18 protein-coding genes and 1 tRNA gene are annotated in these 20,915 nt (G+C 64.6%); 6 read left to right on the top strand and 13 right to left on the bottom strand.

The genetic code is table 11. From position 1 onward, the window contains the following. Positions 1 to 39: 39 nt before the first annotated feature. The 7 genes from pgaD (ABIE56_RS10665) to ABIE56_RS10635 form a co-directional block, all read right to left on the bottom strand. Entirely contained in the window at positions 40 to 483 is a 444-nt protein-coding gene (pgaD, locus tag ABIE56_RS10665; protein ID WP_429243789.1) for a poly-beta-1,6-N-acetyl-D-glucosamine biosynthesis protein PgaD, read from the bottom strand. Further along, positions 480 to 1,730 (bottom strand): poly-beta-1,6-N-acetyl-D-glucosamine synthase, encoded by a 1,251-nt coding sequence (gene pgaC, locus ABIE56_RS10660; RefSeq protein WP_429243788.1) that lies wholly within the window; start codon positions 1,728 to 1,730, stop codon positions 480 to 482. The genes pgaD (ABIE56_RS10665) and pgaC (ABIE56_RS10660) overlap by 4 nt, the downstream gene beginning before the upstream one ends. Beyond that, positions 1,727 to 3,601, bottom strand: a complete 1,875-nt coding sequence (pgaB, locus tag ABIE56_RS10655) for a poly-beta-1,6-N-acetyl-D-glucosamine N-deacetylase PgaB (protein ID WP_429243787.1) — start codon at positions 3,599 to 3,601, stop codon at positions 1,727 to 1,729. The genes pgaC (ABIE56_RS10660) and pgaB overlap by 4 nt, the downstream gene beginning before the upstream one ends. Positions 3,602 to 3,606: 5 nt before the next feature. After that, the gene (pgaA, locus tag ABIE56_RS10650) at positions 3,607 to 5,676 is read right to left on the bottom strand and encodes a poly-beta-1,6 N-acetyl-D-glucosamine export porin PgaA (RefSeq protein WP_429243786.1); all 2,070 of its coding nucleotides are present in this window, start codon (positions 5,674 to 5,676) and stop codon (positions 3,607 to 3,609) included. 141 nt (positions 5,677 to 5,817) lie between these two features. Next, positions 5,818 to 6,318 (bottom strand): poly-beta-1,6-N-acetyl-D-glucosamine biosynthesis protein PgaD, encoded by a 501-nt coding sequence (gene pgaD, locus ABIE56_RS10645; protein WP_429243785.1) that lies wholly within the window; start codon positions 6,316 to 6,318, stop codon positions 5,818 to 5,820. After that, the gene (gene pgaC / locus ABIE56_RS10640) at positions 6,315 to 7,571 is read right to left on the bottom strand and encodes a poly-beta-1,6-N-acetyl-D-glucosamine synthase (protein WP_429243784.1); all 1,257 of its coding nucleotides are present in this window, start codon (positions 7,569 to 7,571) and stop codon (positions 6,315 to 6,317) included. Before pgaC (ABIE56_RS10640) ends, pgaD (ABIE56_RS10645) begins: the two co-directional genes overlap by 4 nt. A 165-nt stretch (positions 7,572 to 7,736) precedes the next feature. Then, complete coding sequence (locus ABIE56_RS10635) at positions 7,737 to 8,375, bottom strand: MarC family protein (protein ID WP_429243783.1); 639 nt, start codon at positions 8,373 to 8,375, stop codon at positions 7,737 to 7,739. Positions 8,376 to 8,533: 158 nt separating this feature from the next. On the opposite strand from ABIE56_RS10635, the gene ABIE56_RS10630 reads away from it, so the two are divergent. Beyond that, complete coding sequence (locus ABIE56_RS10630) at positions 8,534 to 12,340, top strand: M48 family metallopeptidase (RefSeq protein WP_429243782.1); 3,807 nt, start codon at positions 8,534 to 8,536, stop codon at positions 12,338 to 12,340. A gap of 60 nt (positions 12,341 to 12,400) precedes the next feature. Here the strand turns inward: ABIE56_RS10630 and ABIE56_RS10625 are convergent. Together ABIE56_RS10625 and rnd are read right to left on the bottom strand one after the other, a co-directional pair. Then, positions 12,401 to 12,476 (bottom strand) — tRNA-Ala (locus tag ABIE56_RS10625). Positions 12,477 to 12,544: 68 nt separating this feature from the next. After that, positions 12,545 to 13,666, bottom strand: coding sequence for a ribonuclease D (rnd, locus tag ABIE56_RS10620; RefSeq protein WP_429243781.1), 1,122 nt, complete (start codon positions 13,664 to 13,666; stop codon positions 12,545 to 12,547). A gap of 106 nt (positions 13,667 to 13,772) precedes the next feature. Here rnd and ABIE56_RS10615 point away from each other — a divergent pair, with 106 nt between their 5' ends. Together ABIE56_RS10615 and ABIE56_RS10610 are read left to right on the top strand one after the other, a co-directional pair. Then, entirely contained in the window at positions 13,773 to 15,728 is a 1,956-nt protein-coding gene (locus ABIE56_RS10615) for a formylglycine-generating enzyme family protein (RefSeq protein ID WP_429243780.1), read from the top strand. Between the two features lie 106 nt (positions 15,729 to 15,834). Then, on the top strand, positions 15,835 to 16,179 hold the full coding sequence (locus ABIE56_RS10610) for a hypothetical protein (protein ID WP_429243779.1): 345 nt from the start codon (positions 15,835 to 15,837) through the stop codon (positions 16,177 to 16,179). A gap of 3 nt (positions 16,180 to 16,182) precedes the next feature. Here the strand turns inward: ABIE56_RS10610 and ABIE56_RS10605 are convergent, their stop codons facing one another. After that, positions 16,183 to 16,521, bottom strand: a complete 339-nt coding sequence (locus ABIE56_RS10605; RefSeq protein WP_429243778.1) for a type II toxin-antitoxin system HicB family antitoxin — start codon at positions 16,519 to 16,521, stop codon at positions 16,183 to 16,185. After that, complete coding sequence (locus tag ABIE56_RS10600) at positions 16,518 to 16,772, bottom strand: type II toxin-antitoxin system HicA family toxin (protein WP_429243777.1); 255 nt, start codon at positions 16,770 to 16,772, stop codon at positions 16,518 to 16,520. The genes ABIE56_RS10605 and ABIE56_RS10600 overlap by 4 nt, the downstream gene beginning before the upstream one ends. A gap of 147 nt (positions 16,773 to 16,919) precedes the next feature. On the opposite strand from ABIE56_RS10600, the gene ABIE56_RS10595 reads away from it, so the two are divergent. Then, positions 16,920 to 17,507 (top strand): TetR/AcrR family transcriptional regulator, encoded by a 588-nt coding sequence (locus ABIE56_RS10595; RefSeq protein WP_429243776.1) that lies wholly within the window; start codon positions 16,920 to 16,922, stop codon positions 17,505 to 17,507. Between the two features lie 103 nt (positions 17,508 to 17,610). After that, positions 17,611 to 18,279: an SDR family NAD(P)-dependent oxidoreductase gene (locus ABIE56_RS10590; protein WP_429243911.1), complete on the top strand. Its 669-nt coding sequence runs from the start codon at positions 17,611 to 17,613 to the stop codon at positions 18,277 to 18,279. A gap of 949 nt (positions 18,280 to 19,228) precedes the next feature. Here the strand turns inward: ABIE56_RS10590 and ABIE56_RS10585 are convergent. Further along, positions 19,229 to 19,633: a hypothetical protein gene (locus tag ABIE56_RS10585; protein WP_429243775.1), complete on the bottom strand. Its 405-nt coding sequence runs from the start codon at positions 19,631 to 19,633 to the stop codon at positions 19,229 to 19,231. A gap of 189 nt (positions 19,634 to 19,822) precedes the next feature. Between ABIE56_RS10585 and ABIE56_RS10580 the strand changes: the two genes are divergently transcribed. Next, positions 19,823 to 20,038, top strand: a complete 216-nt coding sequence (locus ABIE56_RS10580) for a DUF4224 domain-containing protein (RefSeq protein ID WP_429243774.1) — start codon at positions 19,823 to 19,825, stop codon at positions 20,036 to 20,038. Here the strand turns inward: ABIE56_RS10580 and ABIE56_RS10575 are convergent. Next, positions 20,035 to 20,268 carry a helix-turn-helix transcriptional regulator gene (locus ABIE56_RS10575; RefSeq protein WP_429243910.1) on the bottom strand — a complete coding sequence of 78 codons (234 nt, stop codon included), beginning with the start codon at positions 20,266 to 20,268 and terminating at the stop codon, positions 20,035 to 20,037. The two genes, ABIE56_RS10580 and ABIE56_RS10575, sit on opposite strands and share 4 nt — an antisense overlap. Between the last annotated feature and the right edge of the window lie 647 nt (positions 20,269 to 20,915).

The following is a 20,915-nucleotide window of genomic DNA, read 5'->3' as shown; positions in this document are numbered from 1 at the left end:
GCGCGCAAGCGTGCTCCTACAGGAACGGCTCAGGCTATTTCAGCGCGATTCTTTCAGGGTCATGAACCCATCGTCGGCCACGCTCACTACCGCGCGGCGGGTGCCTTGCAGGCGTACCGCATCGTCGGTATGGGCACCGATTTTCGCCGCCGTTTCGGCTACGCCCACCGGTGAGTTCCCGCGGCGCTTCTGCTTGCCCACGAAACGCGCGTAGTTGTAACCCGACCACGCGGTAAAAATGGCCGCGGTGGCGAAGGCCACGATCAGCACCACGTGGATATCGCCGCCGTCGGTGATCGGATCCACAAGGTGCAACTGGGTCAGGGCATCGCGGATGCCGTACGCCCATGCGCCTAACGTGATCAGCGGTAGCCACAGGAAGGCCCACGCCACCCACAAGGTGACGGTGACCAGCCCAAACACGGCTTTTTGCGCGGCGCTTTGGCGCTCGGGGCGCTGGATAACAATGGCTTCGGCTTTCATCGCAGACCCCGGTCCGGGCTGACCCAAACAGCGCGCGTGCCCTTGCGCTTCATGATGGCCTTGGGCAACGCGACGATCGATGTGGCGGTGTTGAGGAGCCAGTAGATGAGCGGGTACCAGATCATCCAGTAGTAATTTCGGCCGATACGGGTTTCGTAACGGCGATCCACCAGCAGGCTGATGCCGAACTGGAGCAGGCAGATGATGCCCAGCACCACGCCATGCCACTGCGGCAGCAACGTGTCGATGTACAGCGACGGCGGCAGCTGTACAAAGTGGCCGAGGGCCCACAGCGTGATGATGGTACCCATGGTGTACGACCACAGCAGGCTGGTGAAGTACTCGAACGCCACCGGCCACATGCGGCGCTGGCGCCAGGCCATCAGCTTCTTCGTGTAACGCAGCAGCACTTCCGAGCCACCCTGGGCCCAGCGCAGGCGCTGCTTCCACAGGCCGCGTACCGTTTCAGGCATGAGGATCCAGCACAGCGCGTTGGGCTCGTAACGGATCTCCCAGTGGCGCATCTGCAGGCGCCAGCTCACATCGATATCCTCCGTGACCATATCGGTGCTCCAGTAGCCCACGTCGTGCAGGGCGCTCTTGCGGAAGCAGGCAATGACGCCCGAGACCGTGAAGATGCGGCCATACACGCGCTGTGCGCGCTTGATCAGCCCGATGATCGAGGAAAACTCGCCGACCTGCAGCTTGCCCAGCAGGGTAGAGCGGTTGCGGATGCGCGGGTTGCCGGTCACCGCGGCAACGCGCGGGCTATCGAGCATGTGCGACACCATCCAGTGCGTGGCGAAATCATCCAGCAGCGCATCGCCATCCACGCACACCAGGAAATCGGCGTTCGAGGCGAGGGCCGCGGCGCGCAGGCCCATGGCCTTGCCCTGGTTGGATGCCATGTGGATCACACGCAGCTTGGGGTACTGGTCCAGCAACTGGTCCAGCTGCGCGCCGGTATCGTCGGTGGAGCCATCGTTGATAGCGATGATCTCGAAGTTGGGCCACTGCTGCGAGGCGAGGTGGGCGATGGTTTCGCGCACCTGTTCGCCTTCGTTATGGCAGGGCACCACCAGGGTCACCATGGGGTACTCGGCCAACGCCGGCGGCTTGACCCGCAGTGGCTCGTTACGTTCCCAGCGGAAGTAATAGATGATCCCGCCACTCATCCACACCAGCGACATCGCCAGCGGGTAATAGAACGCGAATTCGAGCAGGAAGTGCAGCACCCCTGAATTCATCGGGCGGGCTCCGGGTATGGGTAATCCGATGCCGAGATGTACGGACGGATCGATTCCAGGTCGGGGTGATTGTGCAGGAAATCATCGGGGTAGTAGCCGATGTGCCGGGCACCCGCGGCCTGCACCGCACGGATGCGGTCGTTGATATCGCCCACGTCGATGGGCTTCTTCGTGCGCCAGTTCTGCGTGGCGAACTCGAACAGGGTGTGATCGACGGCGCCTGGCTCGGCCAGCACCCTGGCGACCAGGTTCTTGTACCAGCCGATCCGGTCCCACTGCTGGTCCAGCTGCGGCATGGCCATGATGGCGGTCATGTCGTAGGCCTTGATGAAGGCCGGCAGGCTCTGCGCCGTCCAGGCTTCGGCATTGGGTTGCAGCACCGGGCGGGCGAACAGGTTGCGGGCGGTCAGCAGCTGCGGGCGCCATTTTTTCATGCGGCCCGCCAGCTCCTGGGTGAATGCGATCAGCGCCTGGGTGTTCTGCGCCGGCGTGTTCTTCGCCCATGGGCCCAGCTGGTCGGTATCGCGCAGGTAGGCATCATCGGAGAACAGGATGCCGGCCTCGTCGGTATGCATGGCCAGGTCTTCATACACATCGCCGATCATCTTGCGTACGTTGGCATCGTACGGGGCCAGGCGGAAATGATCGCCACCGGGTTTGGGTTCGCCGGCGAGGGACGGCAGGTTCTTGCCATTCGGAAAACGGAAAGCCATCACCGGCATCCACGCGTACACGCGCACGCCGGCGCGGGTGCGCAGCTGCCACGAGACGCGCGAGAACAGGTCGGCGCGGACGGGCAGGTGGCGGTTTGCGAAGTACACGGCATCGGCGACGCCATCGCCATCGGGATCGGCGTAGGCCTGCAGCCACACCTGGCTGGGGTGCATCCGCTTGATCCGGTCGAGCAGCTTCGACAGGTTGCGGTCCTGCTGCGCCGGGTCGGGGTCGTACACGTAATCGAGGTCGACCTGCACCGCACGGACATTATCGATGCGCGCCTGGTGGCGCATGAGCCAGCCGAGGCGGTTGGCAGTAATGTTGCCGCTCACCAGCAGGCGCGGGATGGTGCCGCCCGAGCCGAGCGACGGGATGGCATCGCCCAGGCTGAAGGAGATGTTCATCCCTAGGCCGGCCGCGACATCCTGGCCGACGCGGGTGAAGGCGCCATAAGGCCATGCGATGGCGCGTGGGCGCACGCCGGTGTGCGCGGCGATTTCGTCGGCGCTCTTCGACAGGTCATCACGTACGCGCGCGGCGTACTCGGCCTCGGTCTCGTAACGGTTCTTTGCCGTGTCGTATTGCAGGTAGGCGGCCGCGGGCATCTGGTTGCCCTGCGGGTTGCCGTTCGTACCCTGGTGCAGGGCCCACGAGTGCGAAGCGAACTCGATCAGGCCTGACTTCTGCATCTCGCCCACCTGGTCCCAGGTGAGGAAGCACGAGCGGTCGCAATCGCTGCCGTTGTAGGGCATGCGCTTGCCATCGGGCAGGTCCATCCACGATCCCACCACGGCGGCGAGCGCCGGGTAGTGGTAGGCCCGCAGCAGCGGGTAAACGCGGGTGTAGAAGCTTTCCAGGCCATCGTCGAAGGTCAGCAGTACCGCATCCTTTGGTAGCGGGCGGCCGCCTTGGGAGGCTTCCTTCACCTGGTCGAAGGTGACGATGTTGTAGCCGTTGGCCTTCAGCCAGTCGAAATGGGAGACCAGGTGATCGGTGCTCGTCGCATCCGGGTCGCGGTCGGCATCGAGGCCCACGTCGTCGCGAACATCGTGGTACGCCAGCACGATCAGGTTCGGCCGCGCGGGGGCGGCCGTCTGTGCGACGGCGGGGAGGGCTAGCCCCAGGAGGGCGAGCAGGGACAACAGCGGACGCATGGACTTCATTCTCCCCAATGGAGCGTCAAATCGAGGACGAAGCGGTGTTCGCGCCGGCCATCGTAAGGTTGGTTATGCCAGCCGATACCCCAGCCCAGGCGAATGCCTTCGCGGGCCTGGAACACCTGGCCGTAACGCACCGTCGCCATCCAGTCCGTGGCGTAGCCCTTTTCGGCGTACTGGCCGACAGCTACGTCAATGCGCTGGGTGACGCTACGTTCGTAAAACTGGCCGAGCAGGTTCTCGAGCCGGCCGGTCAGGGCATAGCTGTTGTCGCGGCGCGGGTTGAAATAGGGCCGGTCCGTATCGGTGTTCATGGAGCCGCCAACTTCGATACCGCCATCGATCGTGAGGTTCGGCTCGGTGTGGACGCGTTGGATGATCGACGCCAGCCAGCCTGTGCGGGTATTGCCGTCGCTGAACTTATCTCGCGATACGCCCAGGCGCGCCTGGGTGAGCTCGCTCGCCCGCCAGGTTACCGCCGTATCCAGTGTCTTCGCCGAGATCCCGTAGTACTGCGCGCGCAGCGGGGTGTCTTCGCCCGCGGTGCTGTAATCGGCGGCGATGGCCCAGTGATCCGTCAATGACCAGTCAAAGCCCGTTTCCAGCGCCGTCTTGCCCACGTAGCGATCGGCGGAGGGCAGGGCTTGCACGTAGGCCATGAAACCTTGTGCGTACCCACGGATGCCTACGCCGAAGCGCGTGCGCCGCACATCGCCTTCGGGCAGGTCCGCGGTGGAATAGCGGCCAAGGGCCATGACCCGCCAATGGTCGTCGATCAGCGGGCTGGCAATGGACGCCTGCGTGGTGCCATCGCGGTCGCCGTAATCGGGGCTGGAGCCCTTGCCCTGTTCCGTACTGATATCGAATTGCCAGCCCTTCTCGCGCTGCCAGGCCCGTTCCGCCCGGTCGACCCGGCCGTTGCGGTCGGCGCGGGTTTCGGCCTCGGCGAGAATATCGTCCACCTGCGCGTAATCGTTGAGGGCGCGGTAGGCCTCGGCCTCGCCCACAAGGGCATCCACATCGCGGCGATCCAGCGTGCTTGCGATGTGGAAATCATCGAGCGCACGGCGCGGCCAGCCACGGGCGAGCTCCGTGTTACCGAGCTCGCGGCGGATCTGCGCGTTGGCCGGCGCTTCCCGGCTCATGGCGTACAACTGATCGTAGGCCGAACGCGGCATGCCCACGGAGTTGCGCAGCACGGCCGCATTCAGGTCAGCATCGACCTTACGGGGGTTCTGGATCGGCAGGCGGATACCACGAATGCGTACCCACGGCTGTTCCTTCGCCGCCAGCTCATCGATCGTCGCGAAGGCCTTGTCGGTCTGGCCCGATTCGGAGTACGCATACATCAGGCCGATACGCGGCTCGCTATCGGTGCTGGCATAGGGGCCAGGATCCTTGCGGATGCTGTCTTCATACAGCGTGGCGGACTCAAAAGGGCGCCGGCGTACCAGCAGCGCATCGGCCACGGCACGCTCGGCGTACGCGGGCAGGTCCACCCCTTCCTTCTTCAGGGCATCGTAACGCTGGATAGCCTCATCCGGTCGCCCGGCCTGGTCGAGCGCCACCAGCAGGTCAAAGGTCTCGCGGCGGCGCAGGTCGGCCGGGAGCGAAGCATCGTCGGCCAGCTTGCGCGCATCGGCCACGGCCTTGTCGGCTTCGGCGTAGGGTGTGTTCGGGTTGGCGGGCTCACCGTCGGCCCAGCGGATCTCGTGGGCGGCGTGGTCGGCATCGAGCCTGGCCAGGTCCAGCGCCTTGGGCGGCGGCTGCAGGCCGGGCGCCAGTTCTCTGGCGCGGGTGGTGGCACCCAGCTCCGTCAACAAGGCGACGTTCATCTCGCGGGCTTCGCGGTCATCGGGCCACTGGTCTAGGATGGCCTGGACGTGCCGCAGCGCGTCCACCCGGTGACCCTGCGCGCGCTCGTCGCGCACCTGGGCCATCAGGGCATCGCGGCTGGCCGCTGGCGTGGCTGCAAGGGCCGCGTGGCCCTGGATCGCGAGCGCGAGCGCCAGGCACAGCCTTCCCCGTGGCACGCGCGCTTTGCGCGGAGGTGTCGTGTTTAGGATTCGCATACTGCCTTGTGACCTTATTTTCGCCGCGGTGATGTCCATTTCCGGCAGCGTTTCATTTTTTGTGAGAGTGCCGTCCGCTTGACGCGTTAACGGAAGACGGGAGTATGGATGCAAAGGGGGTGCCAAGGGGTGTGAAGATCCTCAGCCATTGCCCTGCTGCATCTCGGGGAAATCCATGATGTGGCTGAAATCGGGCGCGTCAGCCTCGGGCACCGATATCTGGTCCTTGTCATCGACCTCGATCACGGCCCGGCGGCTTTCCTGGACCATAAGCGCCTCTTCCACGGTGGTACCCAGCGACTCAGCCGCGGCAGGAATGGGTACCGGCCGCACCTTGCGCCGGCGCTGCCGGGTTTTCCTGCGCTGTCGGCCGTCGTACAGGGACCATGCCAGGAAGACGAGGAGGCTGGCGGGCGCCAGCCACACGATGTCGGCCAGTTCGCGGGCACTGCCCAGCACCACGTCGGGTATCCAGCGCTCCCAGGCCGGTGGCAGGCCCAGGCTTTCCGCCAGGGCGTGCAGCGCGGGCAGCCACAAAAACCCCCAGAGCAACCACGCCAGCACGGTAAGGGCGGCGTACAGGAGGCGTCGCGGCAGCGACTGCTTCTCCGGCCGGTCGATAAGAACAGCATCGGCTTTCATTGCACTCCCCGGTCCGGGCTTACCCATGTGGCGCGGCTGCCGTGGCGGCGCAGGAAGGCGCGGGGCAGGGCAACGATGGAGGTGGCGGTGTTTAGCAGCCAGTACGCCAGCGGGTACCAGATCATCCAGTAGTAATGGCGGCCAATTTTCGCCTCGTAACGGCGATCGACCAGCAGGCTGAGCATGAACTGGGTAAGGCAGGTCACGCCCAGCACGATGCCGTGCCATTGCGGGATCAGCGAAGCGACATGGAACGGCGCCGGAATGTCCGTGACCTTGCCTAGTGCCCAGAGCACGATGATGGTGCCCATGATGTACGACCAGGCCACGCTGAGCAGGTATTCCAGGGCCAGTGGCCACATACGGCGCTGCCGCCAGCGCAGCAAGGCCGGCAGGTAGCGCAACAAGACTTCCGAGCCGCCCTGGGCCCAGCGCAGGCGCTGCTTCCATAAGCCGCGCAGCGTTTCGGGCATCAGGATCCAGCACAGTGCGTTGGGTTCGTACTGTACTTCCCAATGGCGCATCTGCAGCCGCCAGCTCACGTCGATATCTTCCGTGACCATGTCGGTGTTCCAGTAGCCCACGTCGTGCAGGGCGCTCTTGCGGAAGGCCGCGATGACGCCGGATACGGTGAAGATGCGGCCGTACACACTCTGCGCGCGCTTGATCAGGCCGATGATCGACGAGAACTCGCCCACCTGGAGCTTGCCCAGCAGGGTGGAGCGGTTGCGGATACGCGGGTTGCCGGTCACCGCGCCGACGCGCACATTGCGCGAGAGCCTGGCCACCATCCAGTGCGTGGCGTAGTCATCCAGCAGCGCGTCACCATCCACGCAGACGAGGTACTCACCGTGCGCTGCCAGGGCGGCAGCACGCAGGGCCATCGCCTTGCCGTGGTTGGAGGCCATGTGCATGACGCGAAGCCGTGGGTACACCGGCATCATGGCGTCCAGGATCTCGCCGGTGTCGTCATCGGATCCGTCGTTGACTGCGATGATCTCGAAATCGGGCCAGCGCTGCGCCGCGAGGTGCGCGATGGTCTCGCGCACGTTCGGGCCCTCGTTGAAGCACGGGACCACGAGGCTCACGAACGGGTACGCCTCCAGGCGTGGGGGCGACTCACGGTCGCCCATGCGTCGCTCCACCCGCAGGTAATAGATAAGCCCGCCGCTCATCCAGAGCAGCGACATGATCCAGGGGTAGTAGAACGCGTACTGGAGCAGCGAATGCATCAACGATGCATCCGAGGTCATCCGGTTATCTCCATGCCGAGCCTGCCGTTCGTCATGGTGTGCCCTTTATGCGGTGTGGATCCATGTAACCCGGCCGCCGCACGCGGTGGTCGGGTTACGCATATCCGGCACTTTCAGGGCATTTATGTCGATTTTTCGTGGACGCTCTGCCGATTCTGTTCAGGATCAGCCCAGGCTGGGGAAGGCGTTACGGATGCCCGAGACCATCATCTGCACAGCGATCGCGGCCAGGATCATGCCCATCAGGCGCCGGGCGATGCCCACGGCCTTGGCGGAGAGATAGCGCGCGATGTAGGGGGCGCCAAGCAACGAGATGGCAAGAATGACGAGGAAGGCCCCCAGGCCGAGGGCCATGGACATTTCCGTGTGCGCGTTGCGCGCGGTCTGTCCAAGCACGATCAGGGTAGCGATAGCGCCGGGGCCGAGCAGCAGCGGAATGGCGAGCGGGTAGATCGCGACATCTTCCGCCGCGGCCAGTGCTTCCGCCTCGGAGAGCGTGGGATTGTGCTGGCTGCTCTCCGTGCCGTGCAGCATCGACAGGGCGATGAGCAGCACCATGATGCCGCCAGCGATGCGAAAGTCGTTCACCGTGACACCGAATACCGCGAGAATCGCCGCGCCTGCCGCCGCGGATACCACGCAGCCGATCGTGACCGCGATAAGCACGGCCCAGGCCACCTTGATCCGGTCCCTGTCGGTGATGCCATCGGTGAGCGACAGGAACAGCGGTACGTTCGCGATGGGGTTCATGATGGCGAACATCGCCGTGAACACCTTAATGGCGAACGGAATATCCCACGACATCGCTGGCTCCCGTGAAGGGCCCGGCCGGGCCTCATTTGACGCCTCAAATCCTTGCGAAGCACACTACCGGTGCCATCGGCACGGGGCAAGATGGCCTAGGGGAATAAACGCGGTTACCCGCAATGGGTGTACCGCACACGGATTCAGGGGTTTTAGGGATGGAAACGATTTATCCGGTTGGGCCCGCCCAGGTGCCCGCGGCTTTCACGCGCCCGGGCGCGGCCTATAAGCGGCACGCCTGGATCGCGGTTGCGAGCCTTATGCTCTTTATCGTGCTGTACCTGGCGCTGACCGCCTGGTTCGCCTGGATCGGTGTGAGCCAGCTCATGAAGATCGCGAGCGGCGGTTTCGTGCCGTTCCTGACCGGTATCGGCAGCCTGTTCCTGGCGTTCTTCCTCGTAAAGGGCCTGTTTTTCCGCAAGGCGCGCGCCGATAAGCCGGGCATCGAGCTCACGCGGGCTGGCCAGCCCCGCCTGTTCGCGTTCCTCGACCGCCTGGCGGACGAGGCCGGCGCGCCGCGTCCTCACAGGGTTTATGTCTCCGCGCGGGTGAACGCTGGCGTCTTTTACGACCTTTCGTTCTTCAACCTGTTGTTCCCTTCGCGCAAGAATCTCGAGATCGGCCTGGCCCTGGTCAACATGCTGAACCTCGGTGAGCTAAAGGCTGTGCTGGCGCACGAGTTCGGCCATTTCGCCCAGCGTTCCATGGCGGTGGGCCGTTGGGTTTACACCGCGCAGCAGATCGCCAGCCATATCGTGGTAAAGCGTGACGCGCTGGATGCGTTCCTGCGCCGGCTTTCGCGCCTGGATATCCGCATCGCGTGGATCGGGTGGCTGCTCGGCACCGTGGTGTGGGCGGTGCGGGCTATCGTCGATGTGGTGTTCCGGCTCGTGGTCGTTGCACAGCGCATGCTTTCCCGCGAGATGGAGATGCAGGCCGACCTGGTCGCGGTCTCGCTGACCGGCAGCGATGCACTGATCCTGGCCCTGCACCGCCTGGAGGCCGCGGAAGACGCCTGGGAGCGCAGCCTGGCGTTCCTGCGCAACGAAATGGCGGCAAAGCGGCCGCCGCGCGATCTTTTCGACGTACAGATTGCGCTCGCCCAGCGCCTTGGCCAGATCTATAACGACCCCGCCTATGGCGAGCGGCCGGTGATTCCCCTGGGCAGCGGTGCCGCTTTCCGCGTGTTCAAGGGCGAACTGGCCCAGCCGCCGCGCATGTGGTCCACCCATCCGATGAACCACGAGCGGGAGACCAACGCCAAGCGCCACTATCTGTTTGCCCCTGCGGACGAACGCAGCGCATGGCTGGTGTTCGATAACGCCCAGGCCCTGCGTGAGCAGATGACTGGCGAACTCGCGGGCGTTTCGGAGGATCCGACCGTTCCGATGGACGCCACGTTGGCGCACCTTGCCGTGTATTTCGGTCGTGAGCATCTCAAGGCTCACTACCGGGGGATTTACCTGGGTTATGCGCCCATGCGCCATGCTGCGCGTGTGGAGCAGTTGTTCGAAGAGGCTGCCATCACCCGCCCGCTGGCCATCGATGAGCTTTACCCCGCGAGCCTGGCCGAGGATCTTGAGCGTCTGCGTTCGCTGGAGCGGGAAGATGCCTTGCTGCGTTCTCTGCGCGACAAGGTGTATGAGGCGCCGGATGGCGTGATTCGTCACCGCGGTAAAATCCTGCGCCGCAACCAGTTGCCGGGCGCGATCGCCGAGGTGGACAAGGAGCGCGCCAGTGTCCAGGCATCCCTGGAAACCGCCTTGAAGCGCGTGCGCAGCCTGCACGTCGCTGCGGCCGCGAAGATTTCACCGGACTGGAAGGCCTACATGGTCGGCGTCATGGCCGTGTTGCACTACGCTGAACACGCCGAGGCAAACCTGAAGGATGCCAACGCGGGGCTGGGTGCCGCATGGCAGGTATCGACCGCGCGCGGCGTCATCGATGAGCGTGGTGCCCGGCGCATCATCGCCGCAGCGGCTGATGTCTACCGCGCGCTTTCCCAGCCGTATGCGCTCGCGGCCCAGGTGAATCCGGGCCCCGCCATCCTTACCGGGCTCGATTGGCCCAGCTGGAGCCAGGCACTGGGCGAGTTGGGGCTGAACGCGCCGAATCGGACGAACATCAACGATTGGATCCGCATTTTCGAGTCGTGGGTAAGGCGCACCAGCAATGCCCTTGGCAGCCTGCGCTCGGCAGCGCTCGATGAGCTGCTGCGCGCGGAGGCGGTGATCGCCGACGCCACGCGTGGCATCGCGCCGCCCGAGGCGCCCGCCGGCGTTCCGTGCGCCCCTCGCGAATACGACACGTTGCTGGCCGGCGCCGAGCGCGGTCGCCGCCGGATCAAACAAGGCTTTTGGGAGCGCTTCCTTTCCGCGAGTGGTTTCTTCCCGGGCCTCGCGCGCACCGTGGTAGCCGTTGCCGTCGTTGGCTCCGTGGTGGCCTTTGGCTATGTGGTGGACCAGGCGAGCCTGCTGGTCTACAACGGTCTCGACCGACGGATCGTCGCCACGGTCGATGGCCAGCGCGTGGAACTGCCCTCGCACGCGCACATGTCGCTGCGTGTACGCACCGGGCATGATCTGAAGGTCGTGACGCAAGCCGCGGACGGCGAACCGATCGAATCCTTCGACGCGCCGGTGGATAGCTCGGCAACGCAACTGGTTTACACGGTGGCCGGGGCCGAGCCGCTGAAATCATGGGTTGCGGCGTATGGGAACGCCCGTCCGCAGCCACCCAGAGTCATGGCGCCGCAGCGCTGGCAACCGGTGTCCGCCGATTTCGTGTTCGTGCCACCTCCCGGAAAAATCGATACGAAGAGTGACGGCGGCACGCGCTCGGTGATCGGGCCGCTCGAGGGCGAGGAGCCGGATGCCTACGTGGATGAGGTGGCGGATAAGGCCGCACGGGCTGCCATGATCCTGGCCCATGTGAGGTTCGACCAGCCGGAATCGCGCTACTTACCTGACTGGATCGCGATGGGCGCCTCGCTACCGGGATATTCCGAAGCGCTGGCCGCAAGGCGTGCATATTTCCCCGTGGATATCGTGGCCATGCGCGCAGAACAGAACGCGGCAAAGGGCACCGCGCACGATGAGGTCTGCGCACGCGATCGTGAACTGGCCATGGCAAGGCCGGGTGACGGTGATCTTGCCTACCTGGTAGCCCGCTGTGCGCCGGCCGGCGCTGAACGCGACCGGGCGTTCGCGGAGGGGTACCGGAAGTACCCCGATTCGGCGTGGTTCGCTAACGCGGCGGCATCGGGCGCGGCGGAACATGGGCGCTACGACGAGGCGCTGAAGGGCTACGAGTTCGCTATCAGCAAGAGCCCTGCCATCGCACGGGGCATGGCCCCCGAAGCGTTTCGGCTCGAGCGTTTGCTGGATCCGGCGCACGCGGCCACGCAGAAGATGCGCTTCATGGTGATGTCACCGTGGCTGCGAACGGCGTTGCTGGTGGAGGAAGGGGCGCCGGATGTCGAGGGGCCTTATCGATCGCTGTCGTTGCTGGAACGCGGTGAGCTGGACCAGGCAGTTGAAATGGCCAGGGGTACGTCGATCGAAGGGCACGTGTTACGCCTCGCCGCGGCATCGCGTGGCGCCTCTGGTGCGCTGCGTACGCGTGCCGGTCACCTGTCGCTGACCGAAGGCATGAACGAGCAGACCGTATGGTTCGCACTGGCTTCCGGAGCCGATCCGCATCATGCCGCGGTCGCCGACGTGCTCGCCCATGTTGATGAAGAATTCGATGCACCCGGCGCAGCCGCGAAGATGCAGCAGTTCATCACCGCTGTTCGCGGCGGAAAGGGGGCTTCGGCAGAGCCCATGCTGGATGGGTTGCCGGTCATGCTGCGGGCACAGGCCCTGGCCGCGGGCACCTATTTGCTGGGTGACCGTGCCCCGGCGGCGTGGCGCACGTTTGCCAGCCGCGTGCTGTTCGGCGGCCAGCGCCCGTACCTGGGCTAACCGGACCGCCTGAACTAAAAAAGCCCCGGAACGAATTCCGGGGCTTCTCTTTTGTAATTTTGGTGGAGCCAGGGAGGATCGAACTCCCGACCTCGTCATTGCGAACGACGCGCTCTCCCAGCTGAGCTATGGCCCCACATGAGCGATAAATACTATCAGGCGTTCCAGAGGGCGCCAAGTCCCCCCGAAAACCGTTTGGCCGGGTCAGCCGGGAAGCAGGGCTGACAGCCTGTCGAACAGCACTGCCTTGCGCCAGCCCTCAAGGGCCTCAGGCCATTCGCCGCCGGTCATCACGTACTCCTCCATGCTGCGACGGGAGCAGAGCAGGCCGGGCGGGATGTCCAGGTGGCTGGCCAGGGTATCGATCGCGCTGCGCATCTCATTGATGGCCCGCTTGGCTTCGCCTGCCGGGTGGCCGATGACAGACGCCGTGGCTGCGATCTCTTCCGGCTCCACGGGGCGGCGTACCAGATCGAACAGCTCCTCGCGTTGTGCCGAGCGCAAGGCGCGCGTGCCGCGGGTGAGTTCCTCGAGCTTGCCAATGTCGCTGGGGATGCTCCCGGCCAGATCCAGTGCATGGGCATCTTCGAGCAGCCACGAGCGCGGCTTGTCGAGCGTGCGCGCTGTGGTCTCGCGCCAGCGCAGGATGCGGCGGAGCAGGGCCTGGCGTTCGCGCGGCCAATCCGCTGCGGGCTTGAAGCCGCGCTGCGGTTGCGGATCGCCTTCGCGTTGGCTGGCGCGGCGCTTCATCCGCGCACAGTCTTCCGCATGCCATGCCGAGCGGCCACGCTCTTCCAGCCGTTCGCTCAGGATGGCGTGCACCGGGTGCAGGTGCACCACATCGAGCGTGGCGTACAGTTTTTGCGATTCGGTCAGCGGGCGCTGCAGCCAGTCGCTGCGCGTCTCGCCCTTGTCGAGCTCCGCGCCGACCAGGTCGGCGACGAGCGCGCGGTAGCTGATGCCCAGGCCCATGCCGACAAACGCGGCGGCAATCTGGGTATCGAACAGCGTGTGCGGGCCATCCGGCAGGAACGGCGACATGGCCTCCAGGTCTTCGCCGGCGCTATGCATCACCGTGACGACGGGTTGCTCGGCAAAGACCGGCCGCAGCGTTTCGCCCAGCGGGAAGGCGAGCGGATCGATCAGCGCATAGCGGCCCTCATGCGCAAGCTGCAACAGGGCCAGCTGCGGGTAGAACGTGTTCCGGCGCATGAATTCGGTATCGAGACCGACGACCGCGCCTGCGCCGACCGGCGCCAGCCAGGCGGCCAGTTCGTCGCGGCGTTCGATCCATGGGGCGGCGGGAGCGAGTTCGCTCGATGACATGGGGCATCCTTGTAGATAAACGGGGTCGCGCACGCGTGTTGCCCTGCAGCGCACGATTCCCTAAGGTGGCACCGCACGATAGCAGGCCCACGCGGAACCGCCCACCATGCCCAACACCGAGACCGTCCGCCGACAGCGCGCCATTGGCGGCGCCATGGGCGTGGCAGTGCTCGGGTTCGCGTTGTTCTACCACTTCTTTCCGCAGCTTTTGCATGTGGAGCCTGGCCAGATGTCGGCGCGCACGCCGCTGCGCAGCCAGCCCGGCACCATGGGTTTCGACCAGCGGCCGCAGGCTGCGCCGACGGCCGTGGCCTCGGAGGTGGATGCCGGGCCGCCGTTGGTACTGGCGCCAGCGGCAGTCATCGCCGCGCGCCGTCGTGAAAAAACCAATGAAGTGCAACTGCCGCCGCAGGCCACGCCGGATTCGCCGGAGCTGACCGCGCTGCTGGATCGCGCAGACAAGGCGCTGGCCGCCGATCGCCTGGTAGGCAGCAAGGATAGTGCGGCGGCGCTCTACGCCAGCGCGCTCAAGGAGAAGGCTGATAGCGAACGTGCGCTTTCGGGCATGGATGAAATCCGGGCGCGCCTCGTCGCCGAGATCGAGCAAGACATTGCGCTGGGCGACGCCGACGCCGCGCGCGACTCCCTGGCCGCCCTGAAGGCGCTACCCAATAGTGCGAAGGACGCCCAGCCGCTGGTTCAGCAACTGGCCGTCCTTGATAAGGTGCGCCCGTTGCTGACCACGGCTGCGACGCAATTGCAGGCGGGCCATGCGAACCAGCCGCGCGGTGACAGCGCGCTCGATACCTATCGCCAGGTGCTTCAGCTCGATCCGCAGAACGCCGTGGCGATCCAGGGCATCAGCCAGGTGCAGCACGTAGTGCTCGATCAGGCGCTCGCTGCCGTGGCGCAAAGCGATTTCGCTGCGGCGGATAATGCCCTTGCCGAGGCGGCGGCCATCGAGCCGGGCTCGCAGGCGCTGCAGGATACCCGCGGCCGGATCGAAGGCATGCGCAGGCAGAGCGGCGCGGCCATGCTGGCCCAGGCACGCTCGGCGCTCGATGGTGGCAACGTGGAGCTGGCGCAGCAACTGGCCGCGAAGGCGCAGCAGGTCAGTCCCGACCTTGCGGGCATCGATGACTTCAACGAGCGCGTGACCAACGCCAAGCTCTACGCGAGCTACAAGCCTGGCCAGGTGTTCGCCGATCGCTTCGTTGATTCGACCGGCCAGGCACCGCCCATGGTGGTGGTGCCCACCGGCAAATTCATGATGGGCTCGCCCGATGGCGAGACCGGCCACGATGCCAACGAATCGCCCGCGCACGAGGTCGACATGGACAAGGGCGTCGCCCTATCGCGTAGCGCCATCACGATCGGGCAGTTCCGCGATTTCGTGCGTGCAACCGGTTACGTGCCGCAGTCACAATCGCTGGGCGGCAGCAGCATCTACGATGAGCAGAGTGGCGGCCTGCGCGATGACGCGTCGGCCACGTGGCAGGACGATTACGCGGGCAAGCCCGGCCAGGATCGCCTCCCGGTGATCAACATTTCCTGGAACGATGCCAAGGCATACGCCGACTGGCTTTCGCAGCGCACCGGCAAGAAGTACCGCCTGCCCAGTGAAGCCGAGTTCGAGTACGCGCTGCGCGCCGGCAGCACCACGCGATATTGGTGGGGCGATGGCACCCCTTCATCGCACGTGGAGAACCTGACCGGCGGCAACGATCGCTCGGGTTCGGGCCGCCGCTGGAGCAACGCCTTCAGCGCCTACAAGGATGGCTACTGGGGGCCGGCCCCCGTCATGAGTTTCTCGCCCAACCCGTTCGGTCTTTACGACATGGGTGGCAACGTCTCGGAGTGGGTGGCGGATTGCTGGCACGATAACTACATCCGCGCCCCTCGCACGGGGGAGGCCTGGGTCAACCCGGGCTGCGGTCGCCGGGTCATCCGCGGCGGTTCGTGGGGCAGTGCACCGGACATGGTGCGTTCGGCCTACCGTCAGGGCGCCGCCGCGGATGTGCGCAGCGCACGCGTGGGTTTCCGCGTGGCCCGCGAGCTCTGATCGCGCGGCGAACTCGTGCCGAATTGACAGGCATCCCCTATTGACGGCGGTGGGTCGCCGTAACGATGCTTGTCACGTTCATCAAACCCGGCAGAGGCGAAGCACCGTGGCGACTTCGATCATCGTGGGCTACCGTCCGTTCCCCGGCCGCACCGACCTTGTGATTTCCATCCTGCTGGAGATCTACGAAGCCATGCAGCGTGCGGGGCTGATTACCGCGCGCCGCCCGTGGATCATGCGCAGTGAAGACGGCAACGTGGTCGCGGCCTTTGAAATGACCAACGAGTACTCCTACGCGGCGTCCGAAAAAATCCGGGAAGTGGCCGCGCTCCGGGCCCGCCTGATGGGGGTGGCGGAGCGTGTGCCGCTGGGCAATATCCGCGAGGCGTCCAACCCGTACGCCGAGTTCGAGACCACCACCGACTACCCGGCGGCGGCCTCTGCGCGGTAGGGGTTAAACGGCCTGGAGCTCACGCTCCATGGCATGCTGGACAAACTGGTTGAGACTGATGCCCCGTGCCGCGGCCGCCTCGGTCGAGCGCAGGTGCAGCTCTGCGGTGACGCGTGCCTGGAACTTGCCTGAAAAGGTGCGCTCGGGGGAAATACCTGCTTCGCGGCAGGCCTCCATGAAGACGCGCAGCGAGACGATCCCTTCGCGACGCAGGCCTTCCACATCGGGCGCGTAGAAATCGGCGCCGCCGTTCAGGCCGACAAACTCGCCGCGAAACATATCGATGTCGGGGTCGTACTTGACGACCGCCCGATAGCCATCGATGACCATGATGTTGTTCATGCGATCACTCCATTGCCATTGAGCCATTTGCGAATATCCGCCACGGCGCCCTTGTCGGTATCCGGACTGGGGTGCGGCCGGTGGAAGACCCTTACCTCGCCAAAGAGGATCACGGTGACGCGTGACCCTTCCGCTTCTCTGATCTGCGCGCCCAGGTAACGGAAGAGGGCTTCGATATCGGCCCATTTGACGTTGCCCGACGCTGGCCGCGTGCAGATGAGTTCGAGTGTGCGGAGGTGGCGTGGTTTCACGGTATGGTACCAAAAAGTGGTACCGAGGGAAGCTACGCGTAAACCTGGTGCCGTGGCATCGGCGCTCGGCGCCGTGAGCCGTAGGGCATTTCTTCATGTAAGCAGCGGAGTGGCGTATGCTTGACCTTTCATTCCAGAATCGGCGCCATGGCACGCCCACGCGAGTTCGACAGGGGTACCGCTTTGCAGCGGGCCATCGAGACATTTGCCCAGCACGGGTATGAGGGCACATCGACGCCTATGCTGCTTGATGCCATGAAGATCGGCAGGCAGAGCCTGTACGACACCTTTGGCGACAAGCGCGCGCTCTACCTTGAGGCGCTTCGCACCTACTCGGAGGCGAGCGTGGGGTCCACGCTGGTCGCGATGTTCGCGCATGCCAACGTGCTCGACGGCATCGAGCGCGCCTTGCTCGCTTTCGCCGAGACGGCAGCCACACCGCATGGGACGGCATGCCTGGGCATCCACGCCGTGGCGGAGTTCGGAACGACGGCGGCCGATGTGAACGCGGTTACCACGGCCGTGGGGGAGCGCACCTTGCTGGCATTTGAGAGCCGCCTGCGCGATGGTGCGCAACGTGGGGATATCGCCGCCGGTGTGGATCCGCGCGCAGGCGCGCAATTCCTCCTGGCCACGCTCTCCGGCCTGAAGATCGCCGCTCGTGGCGGTGCGCCGAACGAGGTGCTGAGGCAGATCATCTCGGTCGCGGTACGCGCGCTGGCACCGCACCAATAGTTGATAGAACGATCCAGAATGTTGTAGCCTCTATGACGGTAACGATAAAGGCGGGTTTTCACCCGCCTTTATTTCGACCAAATAATTGATCGTTCAATCCATAATGGGGTGCGAAATGAGCCAGAAGGGTTTGGCAGGAAAGGTGGCGTTCGTGACGGGCGGCTCCCGCGGCATTGGTGCGGCCGTGGTTCGACGGCTCGCGGGTGAGGGGGCTGCGGTGACATTTACCTACGCAAGCTCGGCGGAGGCGGCGAATGCGCTCGTCGCTGAGATCATCGCTGGCGGCGGCAGTGCGAAAGCCGTAAAGGTCGATAGCGCCGATGCGGCCGCGCTTGGTGCCGCGATCGACGAAGCCGCGCGCGGCACCGGCCGCCTCCACATCCTGGTTAATAACGCGGGCGTGCTCGAGCGGGGCAGCGTGGAAACCCTAGGTATCGATGGGTTTGATCGCACGTTCGCGATTAATGTCCGTGCGGTTTACGCGGGCGTCCACGCGGCACAGCGACACATGGGCGAGGGCGCCAGCATCATTAACGTAGGGAGCATCGTCGCTGACCGCTCGGCATTTCCTGGCGGCGCCGTCTACAGTGCGTCGAAGGGTGCCGTGCAGGCTATGACCCGCGGCTTCGCGCGCGATCTCGGCCCGCGCGGAATCACGGTCAATACCGTGCAGCCCGGTCCGACCGAGACCGACATGAACGCGCCTGAATACCACGACATGTTGTCATCGCTAAGCAATCCGACTCGGGCCGAGTTGTTAGCGTTGTCCTGAGCTACGAAAGCAGCCGAGGAAGCAGGGTTGTTGCGCAGCATGCGTTCGGCCTGTACGGCGTCGGGCGTCTGCAAGACCTGAGCGGCAGAAGGCACTTCACCCGGAACCAACTGAGGTGCATTTGCCAGTTTGGCCACGGTCGCAGGATCACTCCCGTAAAGCCGGGCGATGTTGGCATCCGCCACGGCTTGCGGGTTGGTGACGTGCTGAATGAGGTTGCCTACGCCACGGCTTACAGCGCCAGCACCTTGGCCGACACCGTAGAGAACCGGGCCCGTAGCAGCTCCTACGGCGACCTGTTTGGCCTTCTCCGACCCGTAGTTATCGCCACCGTCCGCGATGGGCTGCGTCGCAGCCATGATGCCACCTTCGGCGGACAGCAAGCCCAGCTTTCCGGCGGTGCTTGATACCTGGGGCAACAGGCCGAGGGCCCGGGCTTCACCGATACCGGTAGCCCAAGGAAGAACCTCGCCGAGCGTTGCGCCCGTGTAGCTCCCTACCGAGTTCGGCACCGACTGCTGGTAAGCCTGCTCGCGATCCTGAACCCACTTGTCGTACGCGGCGGTTTGCTGGTCGAGCCAGTTACCCTTTTGCTTGCCAGTTACCAAGCCCGAAAGGGTGTTATCAGCCGGTGCTACGAAGTCACCAACGGCCTTGGCACCGTGCATGCCCAACTGGGCAAGGCCCACCGGCACGCTTGCTACGTGATGGGCAAAGGCATCGCCCAGGTTATTGCCGAAGTCGTTTACGTCCTTGTAGCCCTGGGCAATGGCATCACCCGCACGCTGCATGAGCGATCGCTCGGGCTGCGCTGGCGCTTGGGTCGAAGCTGGTGCCTGTTTGGCAATGTTCGCCTGGGCGTATGCAATGGCGTCCTGCTCTGTTGCGCCCTCGGGTGCGTTGATCTCGTACGTGTGCCCATCCGGACCGGTTACATGGAAGACGGGCATTAATCGACCCTCCGGGCAGACCAGCCGCCGTTCGTGGCGGCAGGCTGAGCCGTGGGCTGGCTCATCGAGGGGCTTACGTTGCCGAACTGCACCTTGCGGGCGGTAAGGTCATTGAGCTTGTCCACGTTCGCCTGCTTCTGGTTCTGGATGTCCTGCTTGAGAGCCTTGTAGACGGCACGGAGCTGGTCGGGAGTCTGAGCCGCATTGATGGCCTCAAGGGCATGCTCACGCGAGCTGTCTGTCGTACCCGCAGCGCCCGTCGCCGACGAGGCAATCTTCGCGTACTCCTGGGCCACAAGGTTGCGGGCCGTAAGGAACGCGGCCGTATCCGGATCGCCACCAATGTTGCTCTTGGCGTTCAGCAGCATCTTGTTGAAGGCGGGGATGCCAGTGCGGCCACCCATGGTGCGTACCTCGAATCTGATTGAAGGAGCCGTGCGTTGCCCGGCACGGCGTCGGGGAGGCTCCTGTGGCGGCAGGGCCTAAGTTGATCGTGCTGCGCGCGAACACTCCCGGCCGCCATTCGGAAGTGAATCTAGACTTTCTTCAAGGTCCGGTCGTACCCTCGGGCGATTCATACCACGGGGTGAGCGGTGGTCGAGCTAAGTAAGCTGTGCCTATCTCGCGAGGAAATTGCGGAGTTCACCCGGGCCCATACTCGCGCGCGGCAACTGGCTTTCCTTCGAAACAACGGCATCCGGCACTACATCGATAACAACGGGTGGCCGGTGGTTACGCTTGCGGCTATAGGGGTGGATGAAAGCGCCAGCCCAGCCAAACCCGCATGGCGATCGAACAAGGCGATTTAGTCCGCCCAGGCCATGGCAGCCGCGTCTTTTTCGGCCTTCGAAATGAGGTTGAGCATCCACCGATCAACAACCCGAGAATCCCAGGCAACCGCATATTCGCCAATCCTGATTGGGGTAGGGAAGTGGCCGGATTCCATCCACCTGTAGAGCGTAGATTTTGTAACACCGATACGGTCACAAACGACCGGAAGGCGCTCGAATCGGAGCGCAGGTGCAGCCTGGCTAATCATTGCGATCACCAAAGAAAGATGAGGTCGCTTCTGCGACCAATTCACAATACACCCGGATTCTGAAAACCTCACAATGAGGACAAGTCCTTTTGATGCCCATTCAGTTTCAAGCAGTCCTATACGGTCTTATCCGCACGTAACTGCAAAGTGCCAAATAACTGCGAGTCCACCAGCCCGCTTGCGAGACGTAGCCAAAGTGGCAGATCACGGACGCCATGGCGCGTGATCATCGTCGCCACGGTGGTAATCGCGCGTGAGGCTCACGACAATCAGTAACTTGGTGGGCCATCCTGGGCACCGAGAGCGGACATAGCACTGCGTTGATCCGTCTGCCGGCGTAGACTGTTCAAATGGACCCAAAGCGCCGCTGGAAAATTGGCCCGCCGCTAGCATTCGTTGAAGTTAGCTTGTGCCTGCTCTTACTGGGAGTTGCGGTTGGCTTCCGTAGCCGGCTCGTCGACTGGGGCCTTGCCGTCGCTTTCATGGCCTGCATGGGTGCCGCCTCGGTATACCTGCTGTGGCGCCTAGTTCGTTTGAAGCCGGGTGAGCGGCCTCCGCTAGGTCAGGTTGCAGCCATGCCCAAGTGGCTCAAGCGCTGGGTCCTCGGAGAGTCGGACGATAAGTGAGACCGCCTCGCACCCGATCAA

The sequence above is a fragment of the Luteibacter sp. 621 genome (assembly GCF_050435445.1).
GTDB lineage: Bacteria > Pseudomonadota > Gammaproteobacteria > Xanthomonadales > Rhodanobacteraceae > Luteibacter.
This window is presented reverse-complemented; position numbering and strand designations above follow the sequence as displayed.